Source organism: Nonomuraea sp. WAC 01424 (assembly GCF_003947315.1).
Taxonomy (GTDB): Bacteria; Actinomycetota; Actinomycetes; order Streptosporangiales; family Streptosporangiaceae; genus Nonomuraea; species Nonomuraea spiralis.
Map to the genome: position 1 here is coordinate 53,921 of NZ_QHHZ01000007.1, position 25,037 is coordinate 78,957.

Sequence of the window (25,037 nt, forward strand, 5' to 3'; positions counted from 1 at the left end):
CCAGGCTCGGCAACGAGGATCGGTTCGTGGCTTTCGCCGCGGCCGCTGCCAAGCGGGTGCACTTTATGGATCGCTCGCTGCTGGAACACGCGGCACGAGTCACCGACGAAGAGATCGCCGTCTACGCTCAGAGAGAGCTCGAGTACTAGTTCGGCTGCGTGCACCGACCCAGCCGGTGTCGCACGAAATCCGGATGGGCTTCGCTGACCTCGATGCTGTTCTCATCCAGAGCGTTGGCGATGTGGAAACGACCGGTATCGAAGACGAACTCCACGGCGAGGGTGCCGTCCGCCAGGTCATGGCGTGATGATGGCCGCCGCTCAAGCAGGGCAACCTCGCGGAGTTCTTGGCCGACGAACGGCTCAAGGCGCTCGTCGGCGTCGGACCACGTCGGCGTCTGCTCTTTGTACTCCCAGCCGCTGATTGCGGCCGTCGTGTCGATGGTGTCCCAGCCGATCGACAGCTCATCGAACTTCCAGTGGCAGATTTCTGCCTGGATGCCGTCGAAGTGCAAGACGACGGGGCAGTCAGCGAACCAGTCCCAGTCCTCGACAAAACGCACGAGCGCGAACCCCGTCAGCCGCCGGCCACCAAGCGCGGCCAGGCCCGGTCCGTGTTCCTCGCGGACAGCTTCAAGCCCGACGAGAAAGGTCGGCTCGAAGCCGGAGATCCCCATCACGATAGGCGATTGTCCAGGTTCATCACGGAACCAGCCAGCCGATATCTACCGACGGGCCGCATGGCCCCGCCTGTCATTGGCTTCCAGATGAATGACGCGGTTGACGTGCCCCTCGGCTGAGCCGGAAGTGAAGGGAGAACCAGACCTGCCAGGCCGGCGTCGAGATCGCGGTGAAGTCCCTCCGGTGATGAAGGGGCGTTGGTGGTCACCCCGGTGGAGTGACGCAGTGGGGAACGCACGTATTTGGCACGATCACCCGTGGCGTTCGTCCAATGTCCGGGCGGTCGTACCGGGTACCGGAGGCCGGGATGGGCGGGGAATTAGGGCCTGAGCTGGGGAAACGCGATCAAGATCATCCCTCGTATGTCCCCTGATCATGGTCTTATGGCTGCACGCGGGCGCCGTCTGCTGCCTATCAAGGTCACAAAAACAAAAGACCTGCGGCTGTAAAGCCGCAGGTCAGGGGCCGGAAATGCCGATCTAGGTGAGTGCCCCCGGCAGGATTCGAACCTGCGGCACCCGCTTTAGGAGAGCTCGAGTCGAACGGGGTCGAATATGTCTATCAATGAGCGATATGTGGCCGGTCGGTTGAAGTGCGCCAGTTCCTGAGCAACGACTTCCTGTCACCCATCGCCTGGCTACTGTTTGGCCTGGTCAAGGTGCATCCGCGTAGGACCTTCGCAAGGCGTTCCCGCTCATCAGATGCGGGTGCTCCGACCATGATCGGTGTGCTACTTCACCCACAGCACGACATGGCGCGCCGCGCACGCTCACCGACGCGCAAGTGGAGGAGGTTGTGGTCCGCACGCTGGAAGAGGTGTCCGAAGGTGCCACCCACTGGTCGCGGCGGGAGTTGGACGCCCGGGTGGAGGAGTTCAAGATCTCCACCGATCCGCTGCTGATCGACAAGATCCGCGACGTGGTCGGCCTGTACCTGCTCCGAGCATGCGGTGGTCTTCTCCGCCGATGAGAGGCCGCACATCCAGGCGATCGGGCAGTCCTCGCCGGTGCTGCCGATGGTGCCTGGCACTCCGAGCGGCGCAGCCACGACTACCACCGGCAGAACACTGTGACCAGCGGAAACCCGGGATGCATCCGGATACACCCCCTTATGTTCCAGTATGGGGTGCGCTGACGGCGCTGCCGCTCAGGCGTTGTAGCCGCCGTGGGCGTCCAGCACGGCGCCCGTGACGTACGACGCAGTGGGGCTCGCCAGGAAGGCGATCGCCGCGGCGATCTCGTCGGGGTGTCCCATGCGCTGCAGGGACAGCGAGCTGAGCAGGGCCTTGAGGGCCTCGGGGTTCGGCGTCTCCATGCCGCCCTCCATCAGCCCGGCTTCCACGACGTTGGCGGTGATGGCCCGGGAGCCGAGGTCGCGGGCGACGCCCATGGTGTACCGCTCGACCCCCGCCTTGGTCGCCGCGTAGTCGGCCACGCCCGGTACGCCGGCTCGAGTGCCCAACCCGGAACTCACCGTGATGACGCGGCCGCCCTCGCGCAGCACTCGGGAGGCGGCCCGGATAACGGCGATCACCCCGAGGTAGTTGGTGGCGTGCATCCGGTCCAGCGCGGCGGTGTCGGCATCTGGGTCGTCCACCGTCCCGCTCACCGAGATGGCTGCGTTGTTGACGAGGATGTCCAGGCCACCGAAGTGCGCGACCACGTCGTCGATCAGCGCCGGAGCCTGGCTCACGTCCGCCTGGTCGGACTTGAACGCCGCGACCTTCGCTCTCTTGCCGCGCACCTCGTCGACGACGTCCTGCGCATGCATGTCGGAGCTGACGTAGGTGAACGCGACGTCGGCGCCCTGGTCGGCAAGCAGTCGTACGGTCGCGGCTCCCAGCCCGCGGGACCCTCCAGTGACCAAAGCGACCTTGCCCGTCAGCGGCTTGTTCATTCTTCTCACCTCACTGGTTGACCATCTTCGGGTTGGTGTAACAGTAGTGGTTACGACAACATGTCGCAACCTTAGCTATTACGACTAGGACTGTCGTAACATCGGGAGTTGCGATCGAGAGGAACGAGTTCATGAGCGCCAACAGCAGGTTGACCATCGCCGCCCACGCGCTGGCCTGGATCGGCCTCTACCAGCGCCAGGGCCATGAGGTCGCCACCTCCGAGCAGATCGCGACCAGCGCGAGCACCAATCCCGTGGTGATTAGGCGGCTGCTCGGCGACCTGCGCAGGGCGGGGCTCGTGGAGTCCAGGCGCGGGGTGGGTGCGGGCTGGTCGCTGGCGCGCGACCTGGAGTCGATCACGCTGCTCGATGTGTACGAGGCGGTGGAACCCGGCCCGCTGTTCGCGCTGCACCGCGCTGCCCCGGACCCGGGATGCGTGGTGGGTTACGGCATCCAGCCGGCGATGCAGCGCGTCTACGACGGCATCGAGGAGACCCTCCGGCGCGAGCTGGCCCGCGTCACGCTGGAGGATGTACTCCGGGACGTCCTCGCAGCACCTCGCTAAGTGGTCCTGCCCCTGAGTCCTTCGGGGTCAGTGACTGAGGTGGAGATCGCAGGCGCAATCGAGGGCTTCTTGAGGCGTGCCGGCAGACATGCCAGAGACTCCATCAATTCCCAGGGCGCATCATCCAGGCCGGTTGCAGCTCTCCAACGGATTCGGCCTGGAGGTGTTCAGCGACTATCCCTCTGATACTTGGGTGTGGAAGGTCCGAAACCGCGACCTTGTTTACGTTGGCCCATTGCTGCTGATGTAGCCTGGAGAATCCCCCTCGAAAACCGTTGTGAGGGATTTCCCAGGCACTGTTGGACCGAAATGCAGATGGGATGAGCTAGACCTGGCGGGTATCAGAACGGGTCCATGTACGGACGTTCTTTGACCTGGTCATAGATGCGGCGCAGCCACGGTTGCCGAATCGGCGCCAGTCGCTCCAGCGTGCGGAGGAACACCTGTCCATCGGGGCGGAAGAGACTGTGCGGCAGCGGCGGGGGTGAATCGTCACGGCGGACGTCGGCGGGTATGGAGCGCGCCGCCGGCACGAGCCGCCGGCCGTCGTGGAAGGCCAGGTATGTCCACACGTTCGCGGCCAGCGGCACCACCGCACCCGCCTCGCACGGCCATGCCTCGCCGGTCTGCGGATGCCGGGGCACCAGGGCGATCTCGGTGCCGGCGGTGGGCAGGCCGGGGCCGGCGAGGGCAAGGTGTCGTTTCGGTGGCCCTGGTGGGAGCAGGCTGTCGATCGTCCGCCGGAACGCCTCCGCGACTGGCCCGTTCGGGACGGCCACGCGCTCACCGCCTGAGGCCATCAGCAGGTGTGCCAGTGCCACCGCGATCGCGGCCTCCCATGGGGCACTCCAGCAATCACGCGGGTCGGCGGATGGCGTGCTGGGCAGTTCGTCCCAGTCCATGACCTGCTGGACGGGGCCGGCGACGGCGACGGGGCGTACGGCGTCCGGTTCCAGCCACACCACCTGCCAGAATCCGCAGTCGTCGACGCGCGTCGCCACCGGACAGCCGCACTCCGCGCAGGCGAGGTTGGGGCCGTACTGGCCGTCCCAGCCGCAACAGCAGCCCCCGAGCCGTTCGGGGATGAAGACGGTTCCGCGGACGTCGCCCGGCGTGATGCCGATCCTGTTCGGGGGCCCCGTGATGCGGTACATCAGTTGTCGGACACCGTGTTCTTCCGGCTCTGGTTCCCATGGTTGCCAGGGTCGGCCGTCTCCGGGGTCCACGGCGTAGGTTCCTGGCTCCAGCAGATGGGGGAGTAGGCCATGGCCGTACGTCTGGCCGGAGTGGTCGGGGAGCGCCACCCTCGCTACCTTCGCGGTCAGCACGGCGCCGCATGCCGTACAGGCGAAAACGACCAAGCAGCCTCCTTTGTCGGTCGGTGTGATCATGGTGGCGCAAATCCTGCCTCGCGCGGAAGGGCGGGTTGTATGCGGGCGGGCGCGGCGGGGGAGGAGAGGCTGCGCGAACTTTCGTGGATGGGTGGCGTGTCGAGGGTGGGGAACTGGCCGGCATGGTGGCGGTAGCGCGGCGATGAACGGCACCTCCGGTGGGGGTTTGCGTACGTATTTGGCACGATTCCTCGTGGTGGTCGTCCAATATTTGGTGCGGCCGTAGTGGTTGCCGGAGGCCGGGATGGCGGGGATCTGGGGCCTGAGCTGTGGAAACGCTCGCAAGATCATCCCGTGCATATCCCCTGATCATGGTCGTCCGGCTGCATGCTGGCGCCGTCGGTTGCCTATCAAGGGCGCCAAATAAAAGACCTGCGGCTGAGAAGCCGCAGGTCAGGGGCCTGAAATGCCGATCTAGAGGAGTGCCCCCGGCAGGATTCGAACCTGCGGCACCCGCTTTAGGAGAGCGGTGCTCTATCCCCTGAGCTACGGAGGCGGACTCTCGTAAGCCTAGCGAAAGTTGGACAGTGCGTGGACCTCCGGGCCGGGGTGAGTTTGGTGAGGTTGGTTATGGGTGCTCTGAGCTGCGGTAAAGGCATGACAAGCGGTCAGATTCTTGCGCTTCGTGCATGGATAGCGTCTGCCTGTGACCAGGAGGCGATCCACTCAAGCTCGTAGGCGGCCCGTCGTGTTGTTCGGGGCGTTGCTGGCTCCTGCGATTCTGGCCGGCGGACTGCTGGCGGGGGAGATGCGGGGGTTCGAGGCGGTTGGGGCGCCGGTGGGGATGGAGGGGAGGAGGGCGGTGTGGCTGGCGTTCGAGCCGGTTCTGCTGCCTGCGCCCGCGCATCCTGATCGGCGGTACGAAGGGGTGGTTCCGGCGCGTGTGAGGACGGTCTCCAACACGTCGGAGGCTTCGGAGGTGCGGCCGGAGGTGCCCGAGCCTGAGCCTGATCCGGTTCCTGTGGCTGAGGATGAGCTGTACACGCCTGCGCAGCCTCCGCCGCCCTCGGCCGGGTGTGCGGGTGAGTGGGAGGACACCTGGTTGTGGGACCTGTGCCGGGAACGCGAGGAAGTGGTTCGGGAGACGGGCGATGGCTGGTTGCCCCGGTTGTGAGGCCGGTGGCGGCGGTGCGGGGCCGGCAGCGGCAGTGCCTCTCCTCTGTGGGGAGGGCTGGGCGGTGGGATGCGACTTGGCGTCCTTGTCGCGGGACAGCGGGATTCTCCGTGCTTCAGGCAGTTCCTCCGTCGAGGTCAGTAAGGCTCTGGCCGGCAGGCGAGATGGTCTGAATGGAGATGTAGGGCCCGTGCGGAGGTGCTTGGGGCGTTCTGGAACGGTAGAGATCGCCGTGGGGGCGAACGTGGGGTGCTGCAGGCGACGGTAGGTCCGGCCGGGAAGCGGAGACATGTCCCGACATCGGTGTCGTCTGGACGGTCGAGGACCAAATGACCGGGGCGCTGCCGATGGTGACCCTGAGCAAGCGTCAACGGTAGAGAGGCACCTCTGCCGTGGGAGATCCGGCCCGCGGCATCCGTGTACGGGCATAGATGGGGCCGCACCTGTGGGGGCGCAATGCCTCGTAAGAAAGGCAGCAGGATGCCGCACAAAGCGGTAGAGGGAAGCGCGTCGGGGCCGGCCGGATCGATGGAGCTTCAGGTCACCAGATCGGTTGAGAAGCCGGTGGGATGGCCGTTGGTGTGCCGACAGGGACGTGTACGTCGAAGCCGCCGGTGAAGGTTCGGACGGCGCCTCGATCCGCTCCGCCGCAGGTCCCACGGCCCTGCGGAACAGGCCCGAGGCGGGGCGGAGCTGCGAAGGTGCGGGGCCGTTCGGAGGCGGAGGGGAGAGGGACGTGGCTGGTGGTGAGGGGGGAGCCGTACATAGTGCGCTTTTTGTCTCATAGCAGCTCTTCGGAGTTCGGTCCGGACACTCTGGGGGCTGTAGTAACGTGCGTGCCTGACCCGGGTAACGAGTGTGCAAACGGAGGAGTCGAACGTGCCATCCCCTCGATCAGCGGGTCTGATCGCGGTCGTCATGGCGATGGCTTCCCTCTTCGTGCCATCAGCGGCGCAGGCGCACGCGGGAACTCAGCAGACGCGAACCCAGGTGGAACGGCGGGATCCGACGAACCTGTCGGAGCTGCGCAAGGAGGCCGAGCGATCGGCCAAGGAGCTTGAGGACGCCACCAAGGCCCTGGAGAAGCGGCGTGCCACGATCGCGGCCTCCGAGAAGGAACTCAAGGCCAAGCTGACCGGGCTGCAGGATCTGGAGCGGCGGCTCGCGGTGATCCGGCAGCCGGTCTCGGAGCTCGCCGAGCTGCTCTACGAGCAGCCCGTCGGGGCGGACGGCGTGGTGCCGTTCCTGTCGGGTGACGCGGGGGTCGGCACGCTGCGGGCGCTCAGCGACGCGACCCAGATGGTCGCGGTACGGCAGCAGGCCGTGCAGCAGACCAGCACCCTCTACAAGGAGGCCGAACGGCTGGCCGCCGAGTCGCAGGAGTTGCGGGCGGGCAACCTGCTGGCCGAGGCCCAGATGGCCGCCGAGATCGACACGCTCAGGCAGCGTTCGGACAAGATCGTCAAGTCGCTCACCGCGGCGCTGGTGAAGCTCGGCATCAAGATCGACAAGGTCGGACGGGCGGCGCTGGGCTGCAATCCGCTCCAAGCCGCCACGGCCAACAGCTACCCCAACGGGCTCATCCCCAAGAGCATGCTCTGCCCGCTCCAGCAGAAGGGGTTCAGTCTGCGGGCGGATGCCACGATCGCCTTCGTCAGCCTCAACGAGGCCTACCGGAAGCGGTTCGGCAAGGCGATGTGCGTGACGGACGCCTACCGGAGCCTGGCCGAGCAGCAGTCCGTCTACTACCGGCGGCCGGGGTTCGCGGCCGTGCCGGGGCGCAGCAACCACGGCCTCGGGCTCGCTGTCGACCTGTGCGGCGGGGTGGAGAGGTTCCGGTCCGCCGAGTTCGTGTGGATGGAGAACAACTCCAAGAGGTACGGCTGGTTCCATCCCGCCTGGGCCTACAGCAGCCCGTTCGAACCGTGGCACTGGGAGTACGACCCGAAGATCGACTCACTGCTCTAGGCCGGCACCACCTCGGCGCTGCAGAAGGCGCAGCGGGAGGCGGCCTTCGGGATCTCCGACAGGCATTCGGGGCAGTCGCGGGTCGTCGCCTCGACCTTGGCCGCGGCGCGGTCCTTGAAATGCGTGTACGGCTTGACGACCAGGAAGTACACCACCGCCGCGATCATCAGGAACGAGATCACCGCGTTGAGGAAGTTGCCGTACATGAAGTGGGACCTGCCTACGGTGACCTTCAGCGAGGAGAAGTCGGGCAGGCCGCCGAAGGCCGAGATCAGCGGGGTCAGGATGTCGGCGACGAACGACTGCACGATCGAGTTGAAGGCCGCCCCGATGACCACGGCCACGGCCAGGTCGAGGACGTTCCCCTGCATGAGGAACTTCTTGAATCCGTTCATGGCCGAGAATCGTAGCCGAATGATTACTCAGCGTTAAATCTTGAGGGTGATGGAGAGGCGGCCCGAGAGCTGGGCGCCCGCCAGCTGCGCCGCCTGGTCCGGGGTGGCCGCCAGGACCACCAGCGCGCCGCTCGTACGCGTGTCGTCGGCGGGCCGGGGGACGGTGAGCACCCGGATGTCGTCGGCGATGAGCCGGGCCGGCTGGCCGCCCTCCCAGGCCGCCAGGACGCCGATGGTGGCACCCGGGGAGATGAGGGTGACGGCGTCGGGGTCGGCGATGCGCACCGGGGCGGCGACCGTGCCCGGCGGCAGGGTCAACGAGTGGAGCAGGCGGGCGTCCGTCAGGGGTTCGCCGCGCCGCATAGGGCCGGCGAGGTAGCGGCCCGCCGCGTACGAGCGGACGGCCCCGTCGGGCGGATGGGCGAGCGGGACCGGGCGCAGGTCGCCCGGGCGCAGCGGGCCGGGGGTGAGGTCGCGGGCGGCCACGAGGACCTCAGGATCGGCCGCTGGACGGATGGCGACAAAAGCCGACAGGACGCCGAGCGCGGCCAGGGCCGCCGCGATCAGGCGGCGGCGCCGGGCCCGCGGGCGCAGCCAGGCGGGCTGCCTGTTCACGGCAGCTCGAAGGGCAGCTTGATGCCGTCGAGGGCCGAGCCGCAGGGGCACGTGGGATCGGCGGGCAGGGCCTTGACGGTCTCGGCGACCAGTGTGCGCATGCGGGTGACGTTGCGGGTGAAGAACTCCAGCACCTCGTCGTGGGTCACGCCCTGGCCGGCCTCGACCCCGGCGTCATGGTCGGTCACCAGGGAGAGCGAGGTGTAACACAGGGCCAGCTCGCGGGCCAGCACCGACTCGGGGTAGCCGGTCATGCCCACGATCGACCAGCCGTTGGCCGCGAACCACTGGGACTCGGCCCGGCTGGAGAAGCGGGGGCCCTCGATGACCACCAGGGTGCCGCCGTCGACCACGTCGTCCCAGCCGGTGGAGCGGGCCGTGGCCACGGCGGCGGCTCTGCCCGACGGGCAGTAGGGATCGGCGAAGGAGACGTGGACGGCCCCCGAGTCGTCGTAGTACGTCTGCGGCCGGCCCGAGGTGCGGTCGACGATCTGGTCGGGCACGACGATGGCACCCGGACCGTACTCCAGCTTGAGTGAACCCACGGCGCTCGGGGCGAGCACCTGGCGCACGCCGAGCGAGCGCAGCGCCCACAGGTTGGCGCGGTAGGGGATGCGGTGGGGCGGGAAGCGGTGGTCCCGGCCGTGGCGGGGGATGAACGCCACCGAACGCGAGCCGATGCGGCCGACGGTGACGACGTCGCTGGGGGGCCCGTAAGGGGTGGAGAGCTGGATCTCCTCCGCGTCGTCGAGGAGGGAGTAGAAGCCCGAACCGCCGAGGACGCCGATGTCTGCGCGAGTGACCATGGCGCCGAGATTAGCCGGGCGGCCGGAGGCCACGAGAACGCCGAACGCCGTTCTGTGGATAACTCCGAACGCGGAGCGTACGCACACCAGTACGAAGAGTAGGATCGCTGCATGCGGCAGAAAGGGCTCGGCCTCATCATCATCGCGCTGATGCTCGGTCTGCTGCTGGCCTCGCTCGACCAGACCATCGTCTCCACGGCCCTGCCGACGATCGTGAGCGACCTTGGCGGGCTGGAGCAGCTCTCATGGGTCGTGACCGGCTACATGCTCGCCTCGACCGTCTCCACGCCGCTGTGGGGCAAACTGGGCGACCAGTACGGCCGCAAAAGGCTCTTCATCGCCGCGATCATCATCTTCCTCCTCGGATCGGCCCTGTGCGGGCTGAGCCGGAACATGGGGGAGCTGATCGGCTTCCGGTCGCTCCAGGGGCTGGGCGGCGGCGGGCTGATGGTGCTCACCCAGGCGATCGTGGGCGACGTGGTCTCGGCCCGCGAACGTGGGCGCTACCAGGGCTTCTTCGGCGCCGTCTTCGCCGTCAGCAGCATCGTCGGGCCGCTGCTCGGCGGGCTGTTCGTCGACCATCTGTCCTGGCACTGGGTGTTCTACATCAACCTGCCCCTGGGCGCGATCGCGCTGGTCGTGATCGCGTCCGCGCTGCCGCGCGACGACACCGGCACCAGACATCGCATCGACTACGCGGGGGTGGTGCTGCTGGGCAGCGCGACCTCGTGCCTGGTGCTCATCGCGACCTGGGGCGGCACCACCTATCCCTGGGCGAGCCCGGTCATCGTCGGCCTGGCGCTGGCCGCGGCCGGGCTGGTCGTGGCGTGGATCGCGGTCGAGCGGCGGGCCGCCGAGCCGGTCCTGCCCCTGGAGCTGTTCGGGGTGCGGGCGTTCGCGATGTCGTCCGCGGTGGGGTTCGTGGTGGGGTTCGCGATGTTCGGGGCGCTCACGTACCTGCCGCTGTTCTTGCAGGTCGTGCACGGGGTGAGCTCGACGTTGTCCGGGGTGCATCTGCTGCCGATGATGGTCGGGATGCTCGCCATGTCGGTCAACAGCGGGCTGATCATCTCCAAGACCGGCAAGTACCGGTTCCTGCCCATCGTGGGCACGGCCGTGGCGACGGTCGGGCTGTTCCTGCTGTCCGGGCTCACCGAGCACAGCAGCCTGATCACCATGGGCGCGTGCCTGCTGGTGCTCGGCATCGGGCTGGGGATGACCATGCAGGTGCTGGTGGTCGTCGTGCAGAACGCCGTCGACTTCAAGGATCTGGGTGTGGCCACGTCCGGGGCGACGTTCTTCCGTTCGATCGGAGGGGCGTTCGGGGTCGCCACGCTGGGGTCGGTGTTCACCGGCACGCTCAACGACGACCTGCGCCAGGTGCTCGCCAGGGTCCGGCTGCCGCCGGGGTTCGACCCGGCCCAGGTCCAGCGGGACCCGACCGTCATCCGGCGGCTGCCGCCCGCGCTGACCGCTCAGTTCCTCCATGTGTACGCCGACGCGATCGCCACCGTCTTCCGGGTGTCGGCGCCGGTGATGCTGGGGGCGTTCGCGCTGAGCTGGTTCATCCCGCAGACGCGGCTCAGGGAGACCACCAAGGCATCCGACCTGGGCGAGGGGCTGGGCGCCACGGCCACCGAACGGTCGTCGCTGGCGGAGGTCGAGCGCGGGCTCATGCGGCTCGCCGACGCCGACCTGCGCAAGGGCTACTACGAACGGCTCGGCGCGCTGGCCGGGCTGAGCGGCATCCCGCCACAAGGCGTGTGGGTGCTCGCCAGGCTCAACGGCAAGGGCTGGGTCGGGGCCGGTGAGCTGGCCGAGCGCGCCAAGGTCAGCAGGGCACGCGGAAAGCCCCACGTCGACCGGCTGGTGGACGAGGGGCTGGTGGAGCGTTCTGAGGACGGCGAGCGGCTGCGGCTCACGCCAAAGGGGGACCGGGCGGCCCTGGGGCTGGTCCGCTGCTCACGCGAGGGGCTGAGCAGGCTGGTGGCCGACTGGGGTCCCGATCCACAGCTGAAACGGCTCGTCGATCGCGTCGCGCCGGAACTGCTCGGCGCGTACGCCGACCGGCCTCCGTGAAGCCCCCGCCCGTGCGGGCGGGGTGACGTGCCTAGTTGGAAGCCGCAGCGGGCGCCGGCGCCGGGGTGGACGACGACGAGGACTCACTCGACTTGCTCTCGCTCGACTTGCTCTCGGCCGGCTTCGACGGGGTGGTCGAAGAGGCGGAGGTCGAGGACGAACGGTTGTCCGTGCGGTAGAAGCCCGAACCCTTGAACACGATGCCGACGGCGGAGAACACCTTCCGCAGGTTGCCCTGGCAGTTGGGGCACACCGTCAGCGCATCGTCGGTGAACTTCTGCACGACTTCGAGCTGCTCACCGCAGTCGTTGCAGGCGTACTGGTAGGTCGGCACGCGCTCCTCCTTACACGTTCTGGCACTCGAGCGATGCGACTGCTAATGCTAACCGATTGGGCCAAACACCTATTCCAACCCCCGCTCGCCGTACCAGCCGGCCAGCTTGCCGCTGCGGCTCACGGCGCGCAGGCGGCGTTCGACCTGGTCACGGCAGGCAGCCGTGGTGACCAGCAGCAGCTGGTCGTCGGCGCGGACGCGGGTGCTGTTGTCCGGGACGAACGATCTGCCGTCGCGGACCACCAGCGTGACGGCCGCTCCGGCGGGCAGGCGGAGCTCGAAGATCTCCACGCCGTGCAGGAGCGACCCGACGGGCACCTTGACCTGCAACAGGTCCGCCTTGAGCTCCTCCAAGGGCGCGGACTCCACCTCCAGGTCGTGCGCCTCGCCTGGCGCGCCGACCCCGAGCACCCGGGCGGCGTACGGCAGCGTCGGCCCCTGCAGCAGCGTGAAGACGATCACGATCACGAAGACCTGGTTGAAGATCTCCTTCGACCCCTGCACGCCGGACGCCCACGGGATGGTCGCCAGCACGATGGGGATCGCGCCGCGAAGTCCGGCCCACGACAGGAACGCCTGATCCCGCCAGCTCACCCGGTCCAGCCGCAACACCCGGGCCACCGTGGAGCTGGCCAGCACCGACAGCGGGCGGGCCACCATCACCAGCACGGACCCGGCGATCACGCCCGGCACGATGGCCGACGGCAGCTCTTTGGGCGTGGCCAGGAGGCCCAGCATGACGAAGAGCCCGATCTGCGCCAGCCAGGCCGCGCCCTCCGCGAACCCCCTGGTCGCGGCCCGGTGCGGCAGGCGCGAGTTGCCGAGGATGAGGGCCGTGAGGTAGACGGCCAGGAATCCCGAGCCGTGGAGCAGCACCGCGCCGCCGTACGAGACGAAGGTGAGGGCGAGCACGGCGAACCGGTAGAGGCCCGAGGCGGGAAGCGCGACGCGGCGCAGCGCGTACGCGCCCGCCGGGCCGACCGCCAGGCCCACGGCCGCGCCGATGACCAGCTCGATCGCGGTTTCGAGCAGGAACGTTCCCACGGACGCCGGCCGTTGCGAGGCCCCGCTGAGCAGGACGACGGCGATGACCGTGGGCGCGTCGTTGAAACCGGACTCGGCCTCCAGTACGCCCGCCAACCGGGTCGGGAGCGGCAATCGTCGCAGTACGGAGAAGACGGCGGCCGCGTCCGTCGAGGCCAGTACGGCGCCCAGGACCAGTGCCGCGGTCGGATCCATGCCGAGCAGCCCCTGGACGGCCAGTGCCACGACCACGATGCTCACCGTCACGCCCACGGTGGCCAGGATCAGGGCGAGCGGCACCGACTTGCGGATGTGCGACCAGGTCGTGGTCAGACCGCCCTCGGCCAGGATCACCGGCAGCGCGGTCAGGCCGATCTGCTGGACGGCCTGCGGGCTTTCGAGCTTCGCGCCGAACCCCGAAGCGCCCAGAATCAGACCGAGCCCCAGGAAGAGGAGAAGACTGGGCAGACCGCTGCGATGCGCGACACGTACAGACGCGATGGCCGCGATGACGATCCCGGCACCGATCAGGAGCCAGACATCAAGCGTCATCCGGCTCCCTCCCGTCTCTTCGGTCACATAAGCCTAGTGAGTCCCTCGGGCGTCATCGCAAAACGGACCCGGAGGTCGTGCGGTTCGGCCGGCACACCGTCGATCAGCTCCCCGCCGTGCAGCAGGGCCACCGTGGGGACGTTCGGCCCCACCCTGGCCAGCGCGCGGTCGTACGAACCGCCGCCGCGTCCGAGGCGCACCCCCGAGGTCCGGTCGACCGCGAGGGCGGGCACGATCACCAGCGCGGCCGTGCGGACGGCGTCGACGCCGCGGCGGGTGTCGACGGGTTCCATGATGCCGAAGCGGCCAGGGGCGAGTGTGTCCGGGCCGTCATAGACCGCCCAATCCAGATCATTGTCCTCTTTGAGCACCGGAAGGATCACCGTCGCGCCATGTTTCCAGAGAGCGAACACGAGACCGTGCGTCTCCGGCTCCGACCCCGCCGACCAGTAGCAGGCCACCAGACCGGCCATCTGGACCCACGGCTGTTCGAGCAGCGTCTCGCGGACCTTGGTGGCGTTTGCCCGCAGTTGTTCGGGGGACAGAGCGGTACGCGCCGCGAGTAGTTGGCGACGCAGGTTCAGCTTGTCCACAGGTACCTCCACTAGGGTCTACTCATGGCTGACTTCGACCCTGTGACGAAAGCCGTCGTGCCCGCCGCGGGTCTGGGCACCCGGTTCCTCCCGGCGACCAAGGCGACACCCAAGGAGATGTTGCCCATCGTCGACAAGCCCGCGATCCAGTATGTCGTCGAGGAGGCGGCCTCCGCCGGGCTCCTCGACGTCCTCATGGTCACCGGCAAGAACAAGCGGTCCATCGAAGACCACTTCGACCGCGCGTTCGAGCTGGAAGAGGCCCTGGAGGCCAAGGGCGACGAGCAACGGTTGTCCCAGGTCCGCGAGCCCGCCTCGCTCGCCACGCTGCACTACGTGCGGCAGGGCGAGCCGAAGGGGCTGGGGCACGCGGTGCTGTGCGCCAAGCAGCACGTCGGCGACCACCCGTTCGCGTGCCTGCTCGGTGACGACCTGATCGACTATCGCGACGCCCTGCTCAAGCGCATGATCGAGGTCCGTGACACGTTCGGGGGCAGTGTGGTCGCGCTGATGGAGGTGCCCAGGGAGCAGGTCTCGCTCTACGGCGTCGCCACCATCGCCGGCACCGTCGAGGACGACGTCGTGCGCGTGACCGACCTGGTGGAGAAGCCGCCGGTGGACGAGGCGCCGTCCACATGGGCAGTCATCGGGCGATACGTGCTCGATCCCGCCGTTTTCGAGGTTCTGGAGAGCACGCCGCCGGGGCGCGGCAACGAGATCCAGCTCACCGACGCGCTGCGCACGCTGGCCGGCCGCGGTACCGAGGAGGGCGGGCCGGTCCACGGCGTGCTGTTCCGCGGGCGGCGGTACGACACCGGCGACAAGCTCGACTATCTGCGGACGGTCGTGAAGTTCGCCGCGGATCGTGAGGATCTCGCGCCGGAGTTCGTCCCATGGCTGCGGGAGTTCCTCGATGAGATCGGTTGACGCGCATCTGGCCGACATCCTGGCCACTGTGCGTCCGCTCGCGCCCCTGGAGCTGGAGCTTGAGCGGGCGCTCGGCACGACGCTGGCCGAGGACGTGTCCTCGCCGGTGCCGCTGCCGCCCTTCGACAACTCCGCGATGGACGGCTACGCGGTCAGGGCCGAGGACGTCCCGGGCACCCTGCCGGTGATCGACGACGTGGCCGCCGGCTCCGACGAGCTGCGGGCCGTGGGCCCGGGGCATGCCGTACGGATCATGACCGGGGCGCCCATGCCCGCCGGGGCGGACTCCGTCGTCCCGGTGGAGTGGACGGACGGGGGCACGGTCTCCGTCCAGATAAATCGTGACGTGCCAGTGGGTAACGCGATTCGCCGGGCGGGTGAAGACGTCCAGGCGGGCGAGGTGGTGCTCAAGGCCGGCACGGTGATCGGGCCGGCCCAGCTCGGGATCATCGCCGGTGTGGGGCGGCGCCGTGTCTGGGTGCGTCCGCAGCCGCGCGTCGTCGTCATCTCGACCGGCGCCGAGCTGGTCGAGCCTGGGGCGCCGCTGGCCCGCGGGCAGATCTGGGACTCCAACAGCTACACCCTGACGGCCGCGGTGCGCGAGGCCGGCGCCGAGGGGTTCCGCGCGGGGTCCGTCGGCGACGATCCCGCCGTACTGCTCGACCAGCTCGACACCCACCTGGTGCGCGCCGACGCGATCATCACCAGCGGCGGGGTCTCCATGGGGGCGTACGAGCCCGTCAAGGAGGCGCTGGCGCCGCTCGGCACGGTCAGGTTCGAGAAGGTCGCGATGCAGCCCGGCATGCCCCAGGGCTTCGGCGTGCTGGGTGACGACCGGGTGCCGATCTTCGCCCTGCCGGGCAACCCGGTGTCCTCCTTCGTGTCGTTCATGCTGTTCGTACGTCCCGCGCTCGACAAGATGCGCGGCCTGCCGACCGACACGTCGCGCACGGTGACCGCCTACGTCACCGGGTCGCTGCGCTCGCCCGCGGGCAGGCGCTCGTACCTGCGCGGCGTGCTGGCCTCCGACGGCACGGTCTCGCCGGTCCACGGACAGGGCTCCCACCAGCTCGCCGCCCTGGCCTCGGCGAACGCGCTGATCGTGGTGCCCGAGGACGTGACCGAGGTCCCCGGTGGGTCGAGCGTGGAGGTGATCCGGCTGTGAGCGAACTCACGCACATCGACGAGACCGGCGCGGCGCGCATGGTCGACGTCTCGGCCAAGGACGTCTCGGCCCGTACGGCGACGGCGACCGGACGGGTGTTGTTGTCGGCCGAGGTCGTGGCGCTGCTGCGGTCCGGCGAGGTGCCCAAGGGCGACGCGCTGGGGGTGGCGCGGATCGCCGGGATCATGGGGGCGAAGCGTACGCCCGACCTGGTCCCGCTCTGCCACCCGATCGCGTTGCACGGCGTGAAGGTCGTGCTCGACGTCGAGGACTGGGGGGTGGCGATCACCTGCCGGACGAAGACGGCCGACCGTACCGGGGTGGAGATGGAGGCGCTGACCGCCGTCTCCGTGGCCGCGCTGGCGCTGGTCGACATGGTGAAGGCGGTCGATCCGGCCGCTGTGATCACCGACATCCGGGTGGAGGAGAAGGTGGGCGGGAAGACCGGCCTGTGGACCCGGGAAGCCACGTGATCCGGGCACTTGTGGTGACCGTGTCGAACCGCGCCTCCGCTGGGATTTATGCCGATAAATCGGGGCCGTTGCTGGTGGAACTGCTGGCGTCCGACGCCGGCTGCGAGGTCTCGGGCCCCCTGGTGGTGCCCGACGGCGAGGCGGTCGAAGCGGCGTTGCGGGACGGCGTCGCCCAGGGTTACGACGTGATCGTCACCACCGGCGGCACCGGGCTCACACCCCTCGACCTGACGCCGGAGATGACCGCCCGCGTGATCACCAGGGAAATTCCTGGTATAGCGGAGGCCATTCGCCTGGCTGATCGCGACAAGGTGCCTACGTCGGTTCTGTCCCGAGGGCTGGCCGGTCAGGCGGGGGACACACTGATCGTGAATCTGCCCGGCTCGTCCGGTGGCGTCCGGGATGGGGTGGCCGTGCTCGCTCCCGTCCTGCGGCACGCGGTCGAGCAGATCAGGGGCGGCGATCACCCTCGCTGACCAGGGTTTCGTTCTGCCGATCGAGATCCGTGGCGACATCGAGCCCGATAGGGGGATGATGAGAGGTGTGGATCGACTTCGTGGCTGGCCGGCGACCCTGAACGAAGGCCCGGTAGGCCTCCGGCCGCTGCGGCTGAGCGACGTACGCGTTTGGCGCGAGACCAGGTTGCGCAACGCCGACTGGCTGCGTCCCTGGGAACCGAGCAACCCCGAGACCCCGCTGTTCAGAACGGGCCTCGGGCCGTACATCTCCATGGTCGGCACCCTGCGCCGCGAGGCGAGACAGGGGCTGGCGCTGCCGTGGGTGGTCACCTACGACGGCCGGTTCGCGGGGCAGCTGACCGTGGGGGCCATCGTGTGGGGGTCTGCCCGTTCTGCCCAGGTCGGTTACTGGGTGGACGGCGCGCTGGCCGGGCGGGCCATCATCCCCACCGCACTCGCCCTGGCCGTCGATCATTGCTTTTTCACCACCGGATTGCATCGGCTAGAAGCGAACATCCGTCCTGAGAACCAGGCCAGCCGTAGGGTGGTGGAGAAGCTCGGGTTCAGGGAAGAGGGCATTCGGCGTCGCCAACTCCACATCGACGGGGCCTGGCGTGACCACATCTGCTACGCGCTGACCGTCGAGGACGTCCCCGGCGGCCTGCTCGTACAGTGGCGGCGCGCCCGTGAGTCGGCCGCTCACGGCGGATCTCCAGTCGAAGAGGTTTGACGATCTCGCGACACACCGCACCGAATGCTCGTCAATCAGTGACACACGGTCTTACGGTGCGTGACGTGAGCACAATGAAGGCGCGACGAGCACGTACGCGCTTTCGTGCTGTCCGGAGGTGGTCGTGAGCAGCGCCTTCCTCTATGTCGCCATCGTCGTGATGTGGCTGTGCGTCCTGATTCCGATGTGGTTGCGGCGGGACAAGACGAACCTCCAGGAGCTGGCCGAGCTCGAAGAGCACTACACGGGCGAGCACGCGCTGCCCGACCTGGACAACCTCGACGCCGCCGACGGCGACGAGGACGCTTCCGAGGTCGAGAAGGTCGATGTCCGGCAATTCCGGCTGCGGCGCAGAGCGATCATCGTAGCGCGCCGCCGGAGGCTGTTGTTCTTCACCGCGTTGCTGGTGCTGGCCTCGGTGGTCACCGCGGCGGTCGAGATGATCCCGTGGTGGGGCGTAGCGCCCTCTGTGGTGGTCATGCTGGGGTACATGGCTTTTCTGCGGATCGCCGTACAGGTGGATCGGGAGCGCCGCCAGAGGGCCCTCCAGGCGCGCGCCGAGCGGCAACGCCGGGCCCGCGAGCCGCGCCGGGCGGCGGCGGAGGTGGAGGCCGAGGTCATCGACCTGGCCGCCATGCATGTCGACGTTCTCTTCGACCAGTACGCCGAACCGCCCAGGCGGGCGGTGGGGGACTGAAAGGGTGGCGCGAGGACCCCTGGGAGTTTGCTAATCTGGTCGAGTCCTTGGGGATGTAGCGCAGTCCGGTAGCGCACTTCGTTCGCATCGAAGGGGTCAGGGGTTCGAATCCCCTCATCTCCACCCAGAGCCGTTCTTGAAACGGCTGGACTGAAGTTGACGGGATCCCGTCTGATCTTGATGATCGGGCGGGATCTTGTCGTTTCAGGGGTGCCCGATTCGCATTCGCGTGGTTTCGGGGCCTGTGGAGCGAGCGTGGTGGAAGGCTCGGGTGCTGTCGCGCGGCTGTCGGGACGCGGTGGACTGGCCGGTGGGCATGGCGAAGCCCTCGGCTGGCGGGGTGCTGGGTCTTGATGAGGCGGATTGTGGCTTAAGTCCGAGGTGGGGATGTCCCGTTCGGTGTGGGTGGCTCGCTGGGACGTTGATCAGGGAGATCTGCGGTGATGTCCGGCGGCTGGATTGCGATGTGCTCGGGCTGGTGGGTGTGGCGCCACTGGTCGAGGAAGTCGTCGTTGGCGACCGTGACGATCAAGGCGGCCAGGATGGACTGGGCGACGCGTCCGTGGGCAAGTCGGTTCTTTGGCTCACCAAGATCCAGGGCGAAGCCCTTCAAACGGCCGTTCAAGCCCTCTGTCTGCGCCCTCGCAGATCCATATGTCCGTTTCCATGTCGGGCTGAGGTAGGGCAGGTCCTGGCGGAACTTGTCGAGGTGACCCAGGTCGGCCGGGTGCAGGGTGATGCTCTGCTGGCGGCAGATCTTCGGCTGCTGATCGGCGGGAAGGTCGGGGAAGGGTGTCAGGACGCGAGGTTTGGCCGAGGGGTGAGCGGCTCGTCGCCGGGCGTCGGACAGGTCGACAGCGGCTGGCCGTCCGGGTTCGCGCTGGTGGAGACGGTCGAATCGCGCGCAGCTGACCGATGGAGAGGTGCCGGCGGCCGGGCACTGGAGGCGGACGGCACCGCTGGCGTTCGGGCTCTGTTTGAGCTGCAGGAAGTACGGCTCGCGCGCGGCGATCGCCGTGGCCAACTCCTCGGACGGGGCGCGGATGGCGTCATCGTCCAGGCCGGTGGTGGCGTGGGCGAGGCGGTCAGGCATCAACGGGCAGGCCAGGGTGCCGTCGACGAGCAGGGTGCCGTGGACGCTGCCCTGCACTCCTCGGTTGAGGAGTTTGTAGTCCAGGGCGAGTTTGTAGCCGAGAGCGCGGACGGGGCGGGCGAAGTGGTCGGGCTGCTGATCGGTGTAGGCGCGGTCGACCACGGCGAAGCGTGCGGGCAGATCGAGTCGGGTCAACGGGTGCAGGGTGGCCAGAGCGGTCTGGCCGATGCGTTTGTGCGGGGTGTCGAGGACCAGGCCGAGCGCGAGCTGGGGGAACGTGGCGGTGACGGCGGCGGTCGCGACGGCGGTGGTGGTGCGGGCGGCGACGGTGAGCGTGGCGCTGTAGCCGAACTCCGGCTCGGTCTTTCCGGCCGAATGGTGCCAGCCTGCGGTGATCTCGGTGGAAGCCACCAATTCACCGGTAGAGCGGCGGACGCGTGGCGGTCGTGCGAAGACGGGCACTGCGGTGGTGTCGATCCCGACGTCGCCTTGGAAGCCGGCCAGGTAGCCGCGGCCTTTGGCCCACTTGACCGGGGTGAGCACGAGCGCGGTGACGATGTTTTGCAGCAGGTCCCGCAGCCGTGTGTGCTCGGGATCGGTGTCCTCCCAGGTGGTGGCCAGTTGGTCGGCATCTGGCTGGGGGAGGCGGGCGCGGCGGTCGTGCCGGGCTGGGTCGAGCAGGCTGGTGAGCCGGTCAAATGCTCGATAGAAGCGCCGGGAGCTGGCCAGACAGGCATGCGGGTCGTCGGCGTCGACCGGGTCGGCCTCAAGCTCGAGATGGTCACGCGCGGTCGCCGTCAGGGAGAAGGCAGCCAGTCGCCAGGCTTCGGACAGGGTGGCCTTGCCGGTGTAGTGGATGGAGACCAGCAGGCAGATCAGCACCGCGCGGATCGGCAGCCCGGCCGGGCCCGGTCGGCGCCCGAGCTCGGCGTTGATCAACGTCATGATGCCGGAGGCGTCCAGCAGGCGGGCGTAGTGGTCGACGACGGCGTCGGGGACCTGCAACGCCTGTTTGGCGGGTGGTCGGGGGCGGGCTGCTCGTGCTCGGGTGGTGCGCGGAGGCCAGGCGGGTGGCGCTGCCGTACTCAACCTGCCCGTTCATCGGTGCGGCCGCGCAGCAGGGCGACCGCGCTCTGCTCATCCAGAGCGGGGACGAAATGCTGGTAGCGGGCCAGCGCCGCCACGCTCATCCCGGCCGCGGCGGCCACCACGCCGGGGTCGATGCGGGCAGTGAGCAGTTCCACCAGCCAGGAGGCACGCAACCGGCGCGCCGACAGGGCGGGCAGTCCGCCGGTGGGCCGGTGTCGGGCGGACCAGCCGCTGAACAGATTCTTGAAGTGCGGCACGAGGCGGCGGGGCCGGAACAGGAAGCTGTCCCCGACGGCGGTCGCGGTCTCGGCGAGCACCTGTTCCCACGCGGCCCGGCAGACGATCAACCTGCTGGTGTCGGGGACAGCGATCACGACCGCGCCGGAGTCCAGGTGGCGCAGGTGGGTGCCGCGGACGGCGGCGAGCTGGCCGGGGGTCAGGCCGCAACCGAAGCCGAGCGCCATCAGGGCGAGGGCGTCGTGGCGGGCCTGACCACGCAGATGGTCCGCCCAGGCGCGCAGTTGCCCGAGTTGGGCGGCCGAGTACGGCTGACTGACGGCAGTGGGCGCTTTCATCGGCGGCGGCACCTGTTCGCCGCGTTCCAGCCAGGCCAGCGTGGCGCGCATGTGCCGCAGCCAGCTGCGGTAGGTCTGCGCCGAACCCGGCGCCAGATCGGTGCAGCCGGTCAGGACGAACGCGTCGATCGTTTCGTGCCGCAACCACACTTCCGGGTCATCCGGCAGGCCGGTGCGGTGGCACCACACGGCCAACCGGGTGGTCACTGTCAGCAGGCGCTGGACCCGGTAGGGGGAGGTGCGGGCGCTCGCGGCCACCAGCATCCGCACGGTGTCGGCGATCAGGTCCCACTCGGGTGGGGCGTGCTGGGGCCGGTAGGTGGTGATCGCTTGGGAGGTGTCCGGGTCAAGGGTCACACCCCACTCATATCGGCAGGACAACCTGCCGTTACGCAGCGCGATGACTTCGACCGATAGGAGAACATTGTCATGGTCGGCGGACGAGCCCGCTCCACCGCGCCCCGGGACCTGGCCGACAACCCGCAGGCCTGGCCCCACGCGGACCTGGCCGGGCACCCGGCTGCCGTCGTCGTTCAGGCGATCGCCGCCACCCTCACCGCTGAACTCGCCGCGCGCAAGCTGAGTCGGCGCGGCCTGGCCACTCTGTCCGGGGTCAACCGGCAATCCATCAATGACCTGCTCGCCGGGACCTCGTGGCCCGACGTGGCCACCATCGCCCTGCTGGAGAGCGCCCTCGGTCAGCCGCTGTGGCCCACCACCCGGTAAGGCAGCAGGTGGCGCGATTGGTGATCGACCATCGCTTTGGGGTCGGCTATCGACAGGTGTGACAGGCATCATCGTCCTCTTTCCGCTCTGCCGGACATCGGGCAGGGCAGGCGAAATAGGCTCGACGGCCCCCAAGCGACCGCATCGCGCGTTACGCTCAGAAGCGCGCGAGCCACCGTCAGTTAGACCTGCAGGGCGCTCACGCAACCCGGGTGCCGCCGAGCTGAACTCTCGGCGGCACCCTCTCATCGTCGACCCGGGCCACTCGGCTCAACCCCTCGCAGCCCAAGGGTGACGGCAAACTCATCAATGGTCAGCGGCGGCCCCGTTCAGCGCGACGCCGTCGAGGCCCTCAGCGATCGAGAACTGCCCGCGCTGGTGCTCGGCCAGCCACCCTTTGTCGATCAGACGCTTGAGACGAGTCCGGACGACTTCCACCCGCTTGTGAATATCCGGCTCGCCCAACGCCATCGCGACCTCTCTAGCGCGCATCGGACGACCTGCTGAGGCCAACATGATGACGACCTGCCGGTTGACACCGGTCAACGAGGGCCACGCGGCAGCAAGAGTGTCCGGAGCTCCCATGGACGGCACCGGTTGAAGGTGGCGAGACTCGGCGGGACTTTGACGGCCGGCCTCACCGGTGACCGGCTCGTGCGAGCCCGGGGCGTTCTGGTCGAGCACTTCAACGGGATCGCGACCGTCACTCGCCGCGTTCTTCGCCCGAAGATCCTCCACGGGGTTCCGGCTCGACACCTCGTCCTTGGCCTGCAACCTGGCCAAGGTGCGCCGAACCGCCGCCAGTTGCTCCAGTCGCTCCTCGGCCTCGGCGATTTTCTCGCGCCACGCCACGACCTCTTGCCGCGCCTGGGCTTCCTCGTCGTCCAGTCGCTCAACAAGCTGAGCGACACTCATCTGCTCAAACCGTGATGGCACCATCGCCCCCTCAGGCTTGATGACCCCAGCGCCTCACCGCACTCCGGCTTACTCACTCACCGAATAGTTGCAACTCCACACTGTAGGCACGAAAGCCACGCGAGTGCAGACACATCACAAGATCTTCCTTGCTTTCAAGCCGCAACTTCCGCAACGAAGCCAGAGTCGTTTCCGGGTTCACGCCCGAGCCGCCTTGCACCGGATCTCCACATTAACTACGCATCAGGCACATACCGGCCTGCTTTGATGGCGCCGTGATCAATCGAAGAAGCCGCTCGACGGAAGCTGGCGACATTCGCTGGGTCTTCGGCTGCGGATTCCCCGTGATCATCGCCCTGGCGTTCGCGACCGTCGGAACCTTCCTCGAGCTTCACCTGGTAGCTCGTGCGCACGTCTACTGCGCTGGCCACCTGAGTGCGGGAGAGAACTTCGCCGGGTCCATCTGGATGGTGAGCCGCCTTGTTCTCTTCCCGGTCGTCTCGGTGCTGTCGGCACTCATCTCGCTGGCCTTCCAGCTACTCGCCCGACTGCCACGCCTGGCCGGCCGCATGTGGCTGGAACTCCTCCTGCTGGCGCTCACCATCACCGTCTCGGCCGCCGGGCCGGTAGCCCTGACCCTGTACGACCTGGCCACCCAAGGCACGCCAGGCAACTGTGTCCTGCCCTGGTGGCCCTCCTGGCTGCCCTCCTAGAACGACGAACCTCCCTCCTCCCTCCAGGGAAACGATCACAAGGATCCTGGGAAGCGATCTTCCGAGCCTCCACTCAGTTCCAGGTCAGACCAACTCGTGAACCCCACCAGGGGCCGTTCTTGAAACGGCTGGACTGAAGTTGACGGGATCCCGTCTGATCACCGCGATCAGGCGGGATCTTGTTGTTTCAGGGGTTTCCGAATCGGGTTCGTCCTGGTTTGGGGTGTCGCGGAGCGGGTGTCTGGGAAGGCCCGGGTGGTGTCAGACCGCTGGTGGAGGACCGAGATCCGGCCGTTGGGCATGGCGAAGCCGACGGTGGGCTGGGCGCTGCGGTGGGGTGGCGGGTTTTGCGGCTTATGGGGCGGGTGGTGGTCTGCTCTGGCCTGCGGGTGGCGTGCCGTTGAAGGGCTCGGCTGGAGTCTGCGGGGTGTCGGCGGGTGTGATCGGCTCGTTTTGGAGCTGGTGGGTGTGGTGCCACTGGTCGAGGAAGTGGTCGTTGGCGACCGTGACGAGCAATGCGACCAGGATGGTCTGGGCGACGCGGCCGTGGGCGAGCCGGTTCTTGGGATCGCCGAGGTCGAGGTCGTGTCCCTTGAGCCGGCCGTTGATGCCTTCGGTGTTGGCGCGGACAGACTTGTAGGTCCCGATCCAGGCGGGACTCAGGTAGGCCAGGTCCTGGCGGAATTTGTCGAGGTGGCCGAGGTCGTCCTTGCGGACGGTGATGGTGTGCTGGTGGCAGATCTTCGGCAGTTCGCCGGTCTTCAGGTCGGGCTGCGGTGGCAGGACGCGGGGTTTGGCCGCTGGGTGGGCGGCTCGTTGCCGGGCGTCGGTCAGGTCGACTGCGGTGGGCCGGCTGAGTTCATGCTGGTGGAGGCGGTCGAAGCGGGGGCAGGTGACCGACGGGGAGGTGCCCGCTGCCGGGCACTGGAAGCGGACGGCGCCGTCTGCGTTCGCGCTCTGTTTGAGACGCAGCAAGTACGGCTCTCGCGCGGCGATCGGTCGTTGTTGGTCAGCCAGACGTACTCGCCGAGCACCTCCGCGGCGCACGCGGCACGAACGCCGAGGTCCGCATGCCGGTACTGCTGTTCGGTCAGGGCGCGGCGCGGGTCGGTCGTCCGGGTCAGCAGACGTGCGGTATCTGGCCAGCGTCCAGCCTTGTGAAGCGGGGGGAAGGACGCAGCGGAAGCCACCGACAACCGGAAGGTCTCGCCGCCCAGGCCGCGACCAAGCAGATGCACCTCGTCACTGAGCACAGGACCGTCTGGGCGGGCAGCCACCGTCACGCGCACCCAGTCGTCCATGAACGAATGCACGAACATCTTCCTGACTAACTCGGCGAGGAGTTCTCTGGCGGGTTCACCCAACTTTCCAGGAACGGCGTTCAGTTGGCTCGTCAGCAGCAAACCGGCCTCGTGGGCGACCTGTTCCGGCGGCCGGGCCGCCCTCCAGCCCCCTTCCCGCCAG

Annotated in this window: 26 protein-coding genes and 2 tRNA genes; 14 read left to right on the forward strand and 14 right to left on the reverse strand. The window is 68.3% G+C overall.

The genetic code is table 11. From position 1 onward, the window contains the following. Window positions 1–26 precede the first annotated feature (26 nt). Entirely contained in the window at window positions 27–149 is a 123-nt protein-coding gene (locus DMB42_RS55055; RefSeq protein ID WP_260477803.1) for a hypothetical protein, read from the forward strand. On the opposite strand, the gene DMB42_RS20025 is transcribed toward DMB42_RS55055, so the two are convergent. Then, window positions 146–679, reverse strand: coding sequence for a hypothetical protein (locus DMB42_RS20025; RefSeq protein ID WP_221762252.1), 534 nt, complete (start codon window positions 677–679; stop codon window positions 146–148). The genes DMB42_RS55055 and DMB42_RS20025 overlap by 4 nt on opposite strands. 796 nt (window positions 680–1,475) lie before the next feature. On the opposite strand from DMB42_RS20025, the gene DMB42_RS53290 reads away from it, so the two are divergent. Next, on the forward strand, window positions 1,476–1,649 hold the full coding sequence (locus DMB42_RS53290) for a hypothetical protein (RefSeq protein ID WP_185844759.1): 174 nt from the start codon (window positions 1,476–1,478) through the stop codon (window positions 1,647–1,649). Window positions 1,650–1,826: 177 nt separating this feature from the next. Here the strand turns inward: DMB42_RS53290 and DMB42_RS20030 are convergent, their stop codons facing one another. After that, window positions 1,827–2,576, reverse strand: a complete 750-nt coding sequence (locus DMB42_RS20030) for an SDR family NAD(P)-dependent oxidoreductase (RefSeq protein WP_125636510.1) — start codon at window positions 2,574–2,576, stop codon at window positions 1,827–1,829. Between the two features lie 131 nt (window positions 2,577–2,707). Here DMB42_RS20030 and DMB42_RS20035 point away from each other — a divergent pair, with 131 nt between their 5' ends. After that, a complete protein-coding gene (locus DMB42_RS20035; protein WP_125636511.1) occupies window positions 2,708–3,142 on the forward strand; it encodes an Rrf2 family transcriptional regulator in 435 nt (144 codons plus the stop codon). Between the two features lie 341 nt (window positions 3,143–3,483). Here the strand turns inward: DMB42_RS20035 and DMB42_RS20040 are convergent, their stop codons facing one another. Continuing rightward, window positions 3,484–4,296 carry a hypothetical protein gene (locus DMB42_RS20040; protein ID WP_260477804.1) on the reverse strand — a complete coding sequence of 271 codons (813 nt, stop codon included), beginning with the start codon at window positions 4,294–4,296 and terminating at the stop codon, window positions 3,484–3,486. 660 nt (window positions 4,297–4,956) lie between these two features. Then, a tRNA-Arg gene (locus DMB42_RS20045) sits at window positions 4,957–5,029 on the reverse strand. Window positions 5,030–6,637: 1,608 nt separating this feature from the next. Between DMB42_RS20045 and DMB42_RS20050 the strand changes: the two genes are divergently transcribed. Then, complete coding sequence (locus DMB42_RS20050) at window positions 6,638–7,615, forward strand: M15 family metallopeptidase (protein ID WP_260477805.1); 978 nt, start codon at window positions 6,638–6,640, stop codon at window positions 7,613–7,615. On the opposite strand, the gene mscL is transcribed toward DMB42_RS20050, so the two are convergent. The 3 genes from mscL to DMB42_RS20065 are packed head-to-tail and all read right to left on the reverse strand — an operon-like array spanning window position 7,612 to window position 9,431. After that, a complete protein-coding gene (gene mscL / locus DMB42_RS20055; RefSeq protein ID WP_125636512.1) occupies window positions 7,612–8,010 on the reverse strand; it encodes a large conductance mechanosensitive channel protein MscL in 399 nt (132 codons plus the stop codon). The genes DMB42_RS20050 and mscL overlap by 4 nt on opposite strands. Window positions 8,011–8,043: 33 nt before the next feature. Next, window positions 8,044–8,625 (reverse strand): RcpC/CpaB family pilus assembly protein, encoded by a 582-nt coding sequence (locus DMB42_RS20060; RefSeq protein WP_125636513.1) that lies wholly within the window; start codon window positions 8,623–8,625, stop codon window positions 8,044–8,046. Next, window positions 8,622–9,431 (reverse strand): S-methyl-5'-thioadenosine phosphorylase, encoded by an 810-nt coding sequence (locus DMB42_RS20065; RefSeq protein WP_125636514.1) that lies wholly within the window; start codon window positions 9,429–9,431, stop codon window positions 8,622–8,624. Before DMB42_RS20065 ends, DMB42_RS20060 begins: the two co-directional genes overlap by 4 nt. A gap of 111 nt (window positions 9,432–9,542) precedes the next feature. Here DMB42_RS20065 and DMB42_RS20070 point away from each other — a divergent pair, with 111 nt between their 5' ends. Further along, window positions 9,543–11,510: an MFS transporter gene (locus DMB42_RS20070; RefSeq protein WP_125636515.1), complete on the forward strand. Its 1,968-nt coding sequence runs from the start codon at window positions 9,543–9,545 to the stop codon at window positions 11,508–11,510. Window positions 11,511–11,541: 31 nt separating this feature from the next. Here the strand turns inward: DMB42_RS20070 and DMB42_RS20075 are convergent, their stop codons facing one another. The 3 genes from DMB42_RS20075 to DMB42_RS20085 form a co-directional block, all read right to left on the reverse strand. Then, window positions 11,542–11,844 carry an FmdB family zinc ribbon protein gene (locus DMB42_RS20075; RefSeq protein WP_125636516.1) on the reverse strand — a complete coding sequence of 101 codons (303 nt, stop codon included), beginning with the start codon at window positions 11,842–11,844 and terminating at the stop codon, window positions 11,542–11,544. Window positions 11,845–11,913: 69 nt separating this feature from the next. After that, complete coding sequence (locus DMB42_RS20080; protein ID WP_125636517.1) at window positions 11,914–13,419, reverse strand: potassium/proton antiporter; 1,506 nt, start codon at window positions 13,417–13,419, stop codon at window positions 11,914–11,916. Between the two features lie 23 nt (window positions 13,420–13,442). Continuing rightward, complete coding sequence (locus DMB42_RS20085) at window positions 13,443–14,012, reverse strand: 5-formyltetrahydrofolate cyclo-ligase (protein ID WP_185844760.1); 570 nt, start codon at window positions 14,010–14,012, stop codon at window positions 13,443–13,445. A gap of 24 nt (window positions 14,013–14,036) precedes the next feature. Here DMB42_RS20085 and galU point away from each other — a divergent pair, with 24 nt between their 5' ends. The 7 genes from galU (at window position 14,037) to DMB42_RS20120 (ending at window position 18,585) form a co-directional block, all read left to right on the forward strand. Continuing rightward, complete coding sequence (galU, locus tag DMB42_RS20090) at window positions 14,037–14,939, forward strand: UTP--glucose-1-phosphate uridylyltransferase GalU (RefSeq protein WP_125636519.1); 903 nt, start codon at window positions 14,037–14,039, stop codon at window positions 14,937–14,939. Continuing rightward, entirely contained in the window at window positions 14,926–16,104 is a 1,179-nt protein-coding gene (gene glp / locus DMB42_RS20095; protein ID WP_125636520.1) for a gephyrin-like molybdotransferase Glp, read from the forward strand. Before galU ends, glp begins: the two co-directional genes overlap by 14 nt. After that, the gene (moaC, locus tag DMB42_RS20100) at window positions 16,101–16,577 is read left to right on the forward strand and encodes a cyclic pyranopterin monophosphate synthase MoaC (RefSeq protein WP_125636521.1); all 477 of its coding nucleotides are present in this window, start codon (window positions 16,101–16,103) and stop codon (window positions 16,575–16,577) included. The genes glp and moaC overlap by 4 nt, the downstream gene beginning before the upstream one ends. Continuing rightward, window positions 16,574–17,053 carry a molybdenum cofactor biosynthesis protein B gene (locus DMB42_RS20105; RefSeq protein WP_221762253.1) on the forward strand — a complete coding sequence of 160 codons (480 nt, stop codon included), beginning with the start codon at window positions 16,574–16,576 and terminating at the stop codon, window positions 17,051–17,053. The genes moaC and DMB42_RS20105 overlap by 4 nt, the downstream gene beginning before the upstream one ends. A gap of 58 nt (window positions 17,054–17,111) precedes the next feature. Continuing rightward, window positions 17,112–17,765, forward strand: coding sequence for a GNAT family N-acetyltransferase (locus tag DMB42_RS20110; protein WP_185844799.1), 654 nt, complete (start codon window positions 17,112–17,114; stop codon window positions 17,763–17,765). Window positions 17,766–17,889: 124 nt separating this feature from the next. Continuing rightward, on the forward strand, window positions 17,890–18,462 hold the full coding sequence (locus DMB42_RS20115; protein ID WP_125636523.1) for a hypothetical protein: 573 nt from the start codon (window positions 17,890–17,892) through the stop codon (window positions 18,460–18,462). 49 nt (window positions 18,463–18,511) lie between these two features. Next, a tRNA-Ala gene (locus DMB42_RS20120) sits at window positions 18,512–18,585 on the forward strand. Window positions 18,586–18,832: 247 nt separating this feature from the next. Here the strand turns inward: DMB42_RS20120 and DMB42_RS20125 are convergent. Together DMB42_RS20125 and DMB42_RS20130 are read right to left on the reverse strand one after the other, a co-directional pair. Next, window positions 18,833–20,560, reverse strand: coding sequence for a hypothetical protein (locus DMB42_RS20125; protein ID WP_125636524.1), 1,728 nt, complete (start codon window positions 20,558–20,560; stop codon window positions 18,833–18,835). Between the two features lie 80 nt (window positions 20,561–20,640). Further along, entirely contained in the window at window positions 20,641–21,576 is a 936-nt protein-coding gene (locus DMB42_RS20130; protein ID WP_221762254.1) for a hypothetical protein, read from the reverse strand. A gap of 72 nt (window positions 21,577–21,648) precedes the next feature. Between DMB42_RS20130 and DMB42_RS20135 the strand changes: the two genes are divergently transcribed. Then, window positions 21,649–21,945 (forward strand): helix-turn-helix transcriptional regulator, encoded by a 297-nt coding sequence (locus tag DMB42_RS20135; protein WP_125636525.1) that lies wholly within the window; start codon window positions 21,649–21,651, stop codon window positions 21,943–21,945. A gap of 306 nt (window positions 21,946–22,251) precedes the next feature. On the opposite strand, the gene DMB42_RS20140 is transcribed toward DMB42_RS20135, so the two are convergent. Beyond that, the gene (locus tag DMB42_RS20140; protein ID WP_125636526.1) at window positions 22,252–22,860 is read right to left on the reverse strand and encodes a hypothetical protein; all 609 of its coding nucleotides are present in this window, start codon (window positions 22,858–22,860) and stop codon (window positions 22,252–22,254) included. A gap of 275 nt (window positions 22,861–23,135) precedes the next feature. On the opposite strand from DMB42_RS20140, the gene DMB42_RS20145 reads away from it, so the two are divergent. Next, entirely contained in the window at window positions 23,136–23,573 is a 438-nt protein-coding gene (locus tag DMB42_RS20145; RefSeq protein ID WP_125636527.1) for a hypothetical protein, read from the forward strand. Window positions 23,574–23,927: 354 nt separating this feature from the next. Here the strand turns inward: DMB42_RS20145 and DMB42_RS53295 are convergent, their stop codons facing one another. Next, on the reverse strand, window positions 23,928–24,548 hold the full coding sequence (locus DMB42_RS53295) for a hypothetical protein (protein ID WP_185844761.1): 621 nt from the start codon (window positions 24,546–24,548) through the stop codon (window positions 23,928–23,930). Between the last annotated feature and the right edge of the window lie 489 nt (window positions 24,549–25,037).

Coding starts and splice junctions, on each gene's coding strand:
- DMB42_RS20030 (WP_125636510.1), bottom strand. CDS start 2,576: ATGAACAAGCCGCTGACGGGCAAGGTCGCTTTGGTCACTGGAGGGTCC.
- DMB42_RS20035 (WP_125636511.1), top strand. CDS start 2,708: ATGAGCGCCAACAGCAGGTTGACCATCGCCGCCCACGCGCTGGCCTGG.
- DMB42_RS20040 (WP_260477804.1), bottom strand. CDS start 4,296: ATGTACCGCATCACGGGGCCCCCGAACAGGATCGGCATCACGCCGGGC.
- mscL (WP_125636512.1), bottom strand. CDS start 8,010: ATGAACGGATTCAAGAAGTTCCTCATGCAGGGGAACGTCCTCGACCTG.
- DMB42_RS20065 (WP_125636514.1), bottom strand. CDS start 9,431: ATGGTCACTCGCGCAGACATCGGCGTCCTCGGCGGTTCGGGCTTCTAC.
- DMB42_RS20070 (WP_125636515.1), top strand. CDS start 9,543: ATGCGGCAGAAAGGGCTCGGCCTCATCATCATCGCGCTGATGCTCGGT.
- DMB42_RS20080 (WP_125636517.1), bottom strand. CDS start 13,419: ATGACGCTTGATGTCTGGCTCCTGATCGGTGCCGGGATCGTCATCGCG.
- galU (WP_125636519.1), top strand. CDS start 14,037: ATGGCTGACTTCGACCCTGTGACGAAAGCCGTCGTGCCCGCCGCGGGT.
- glp (WP_125636520.1), top strand. CDS start 14,926: ATGAGATCGGTTGACGCGCATCTGGCCGACATCCTGGCCACTGTGCGT.
- DMB42_RS20110 (WP_185844799.1), top strand. CDS start 17,112: ATGAGAGGTGTGGATCGACTTCGTGGCTGGCCGGCGACCCTGAACGAA.
- DMB42_RS20135 (WP_125636525.1), top strand. CDS start 21,649: ATGGTCGGCGGACGAGCCCGCTCCACCGCGCCCCGGGACCTGGCCGAC.
- DMB42_RS20140 (WP_125636526.1), bottom strand. CDS start 22,860: ATGAGTGTCGCTCAGCTTGTTGAGCGACTGGACGACGAGGAAGCCCAG.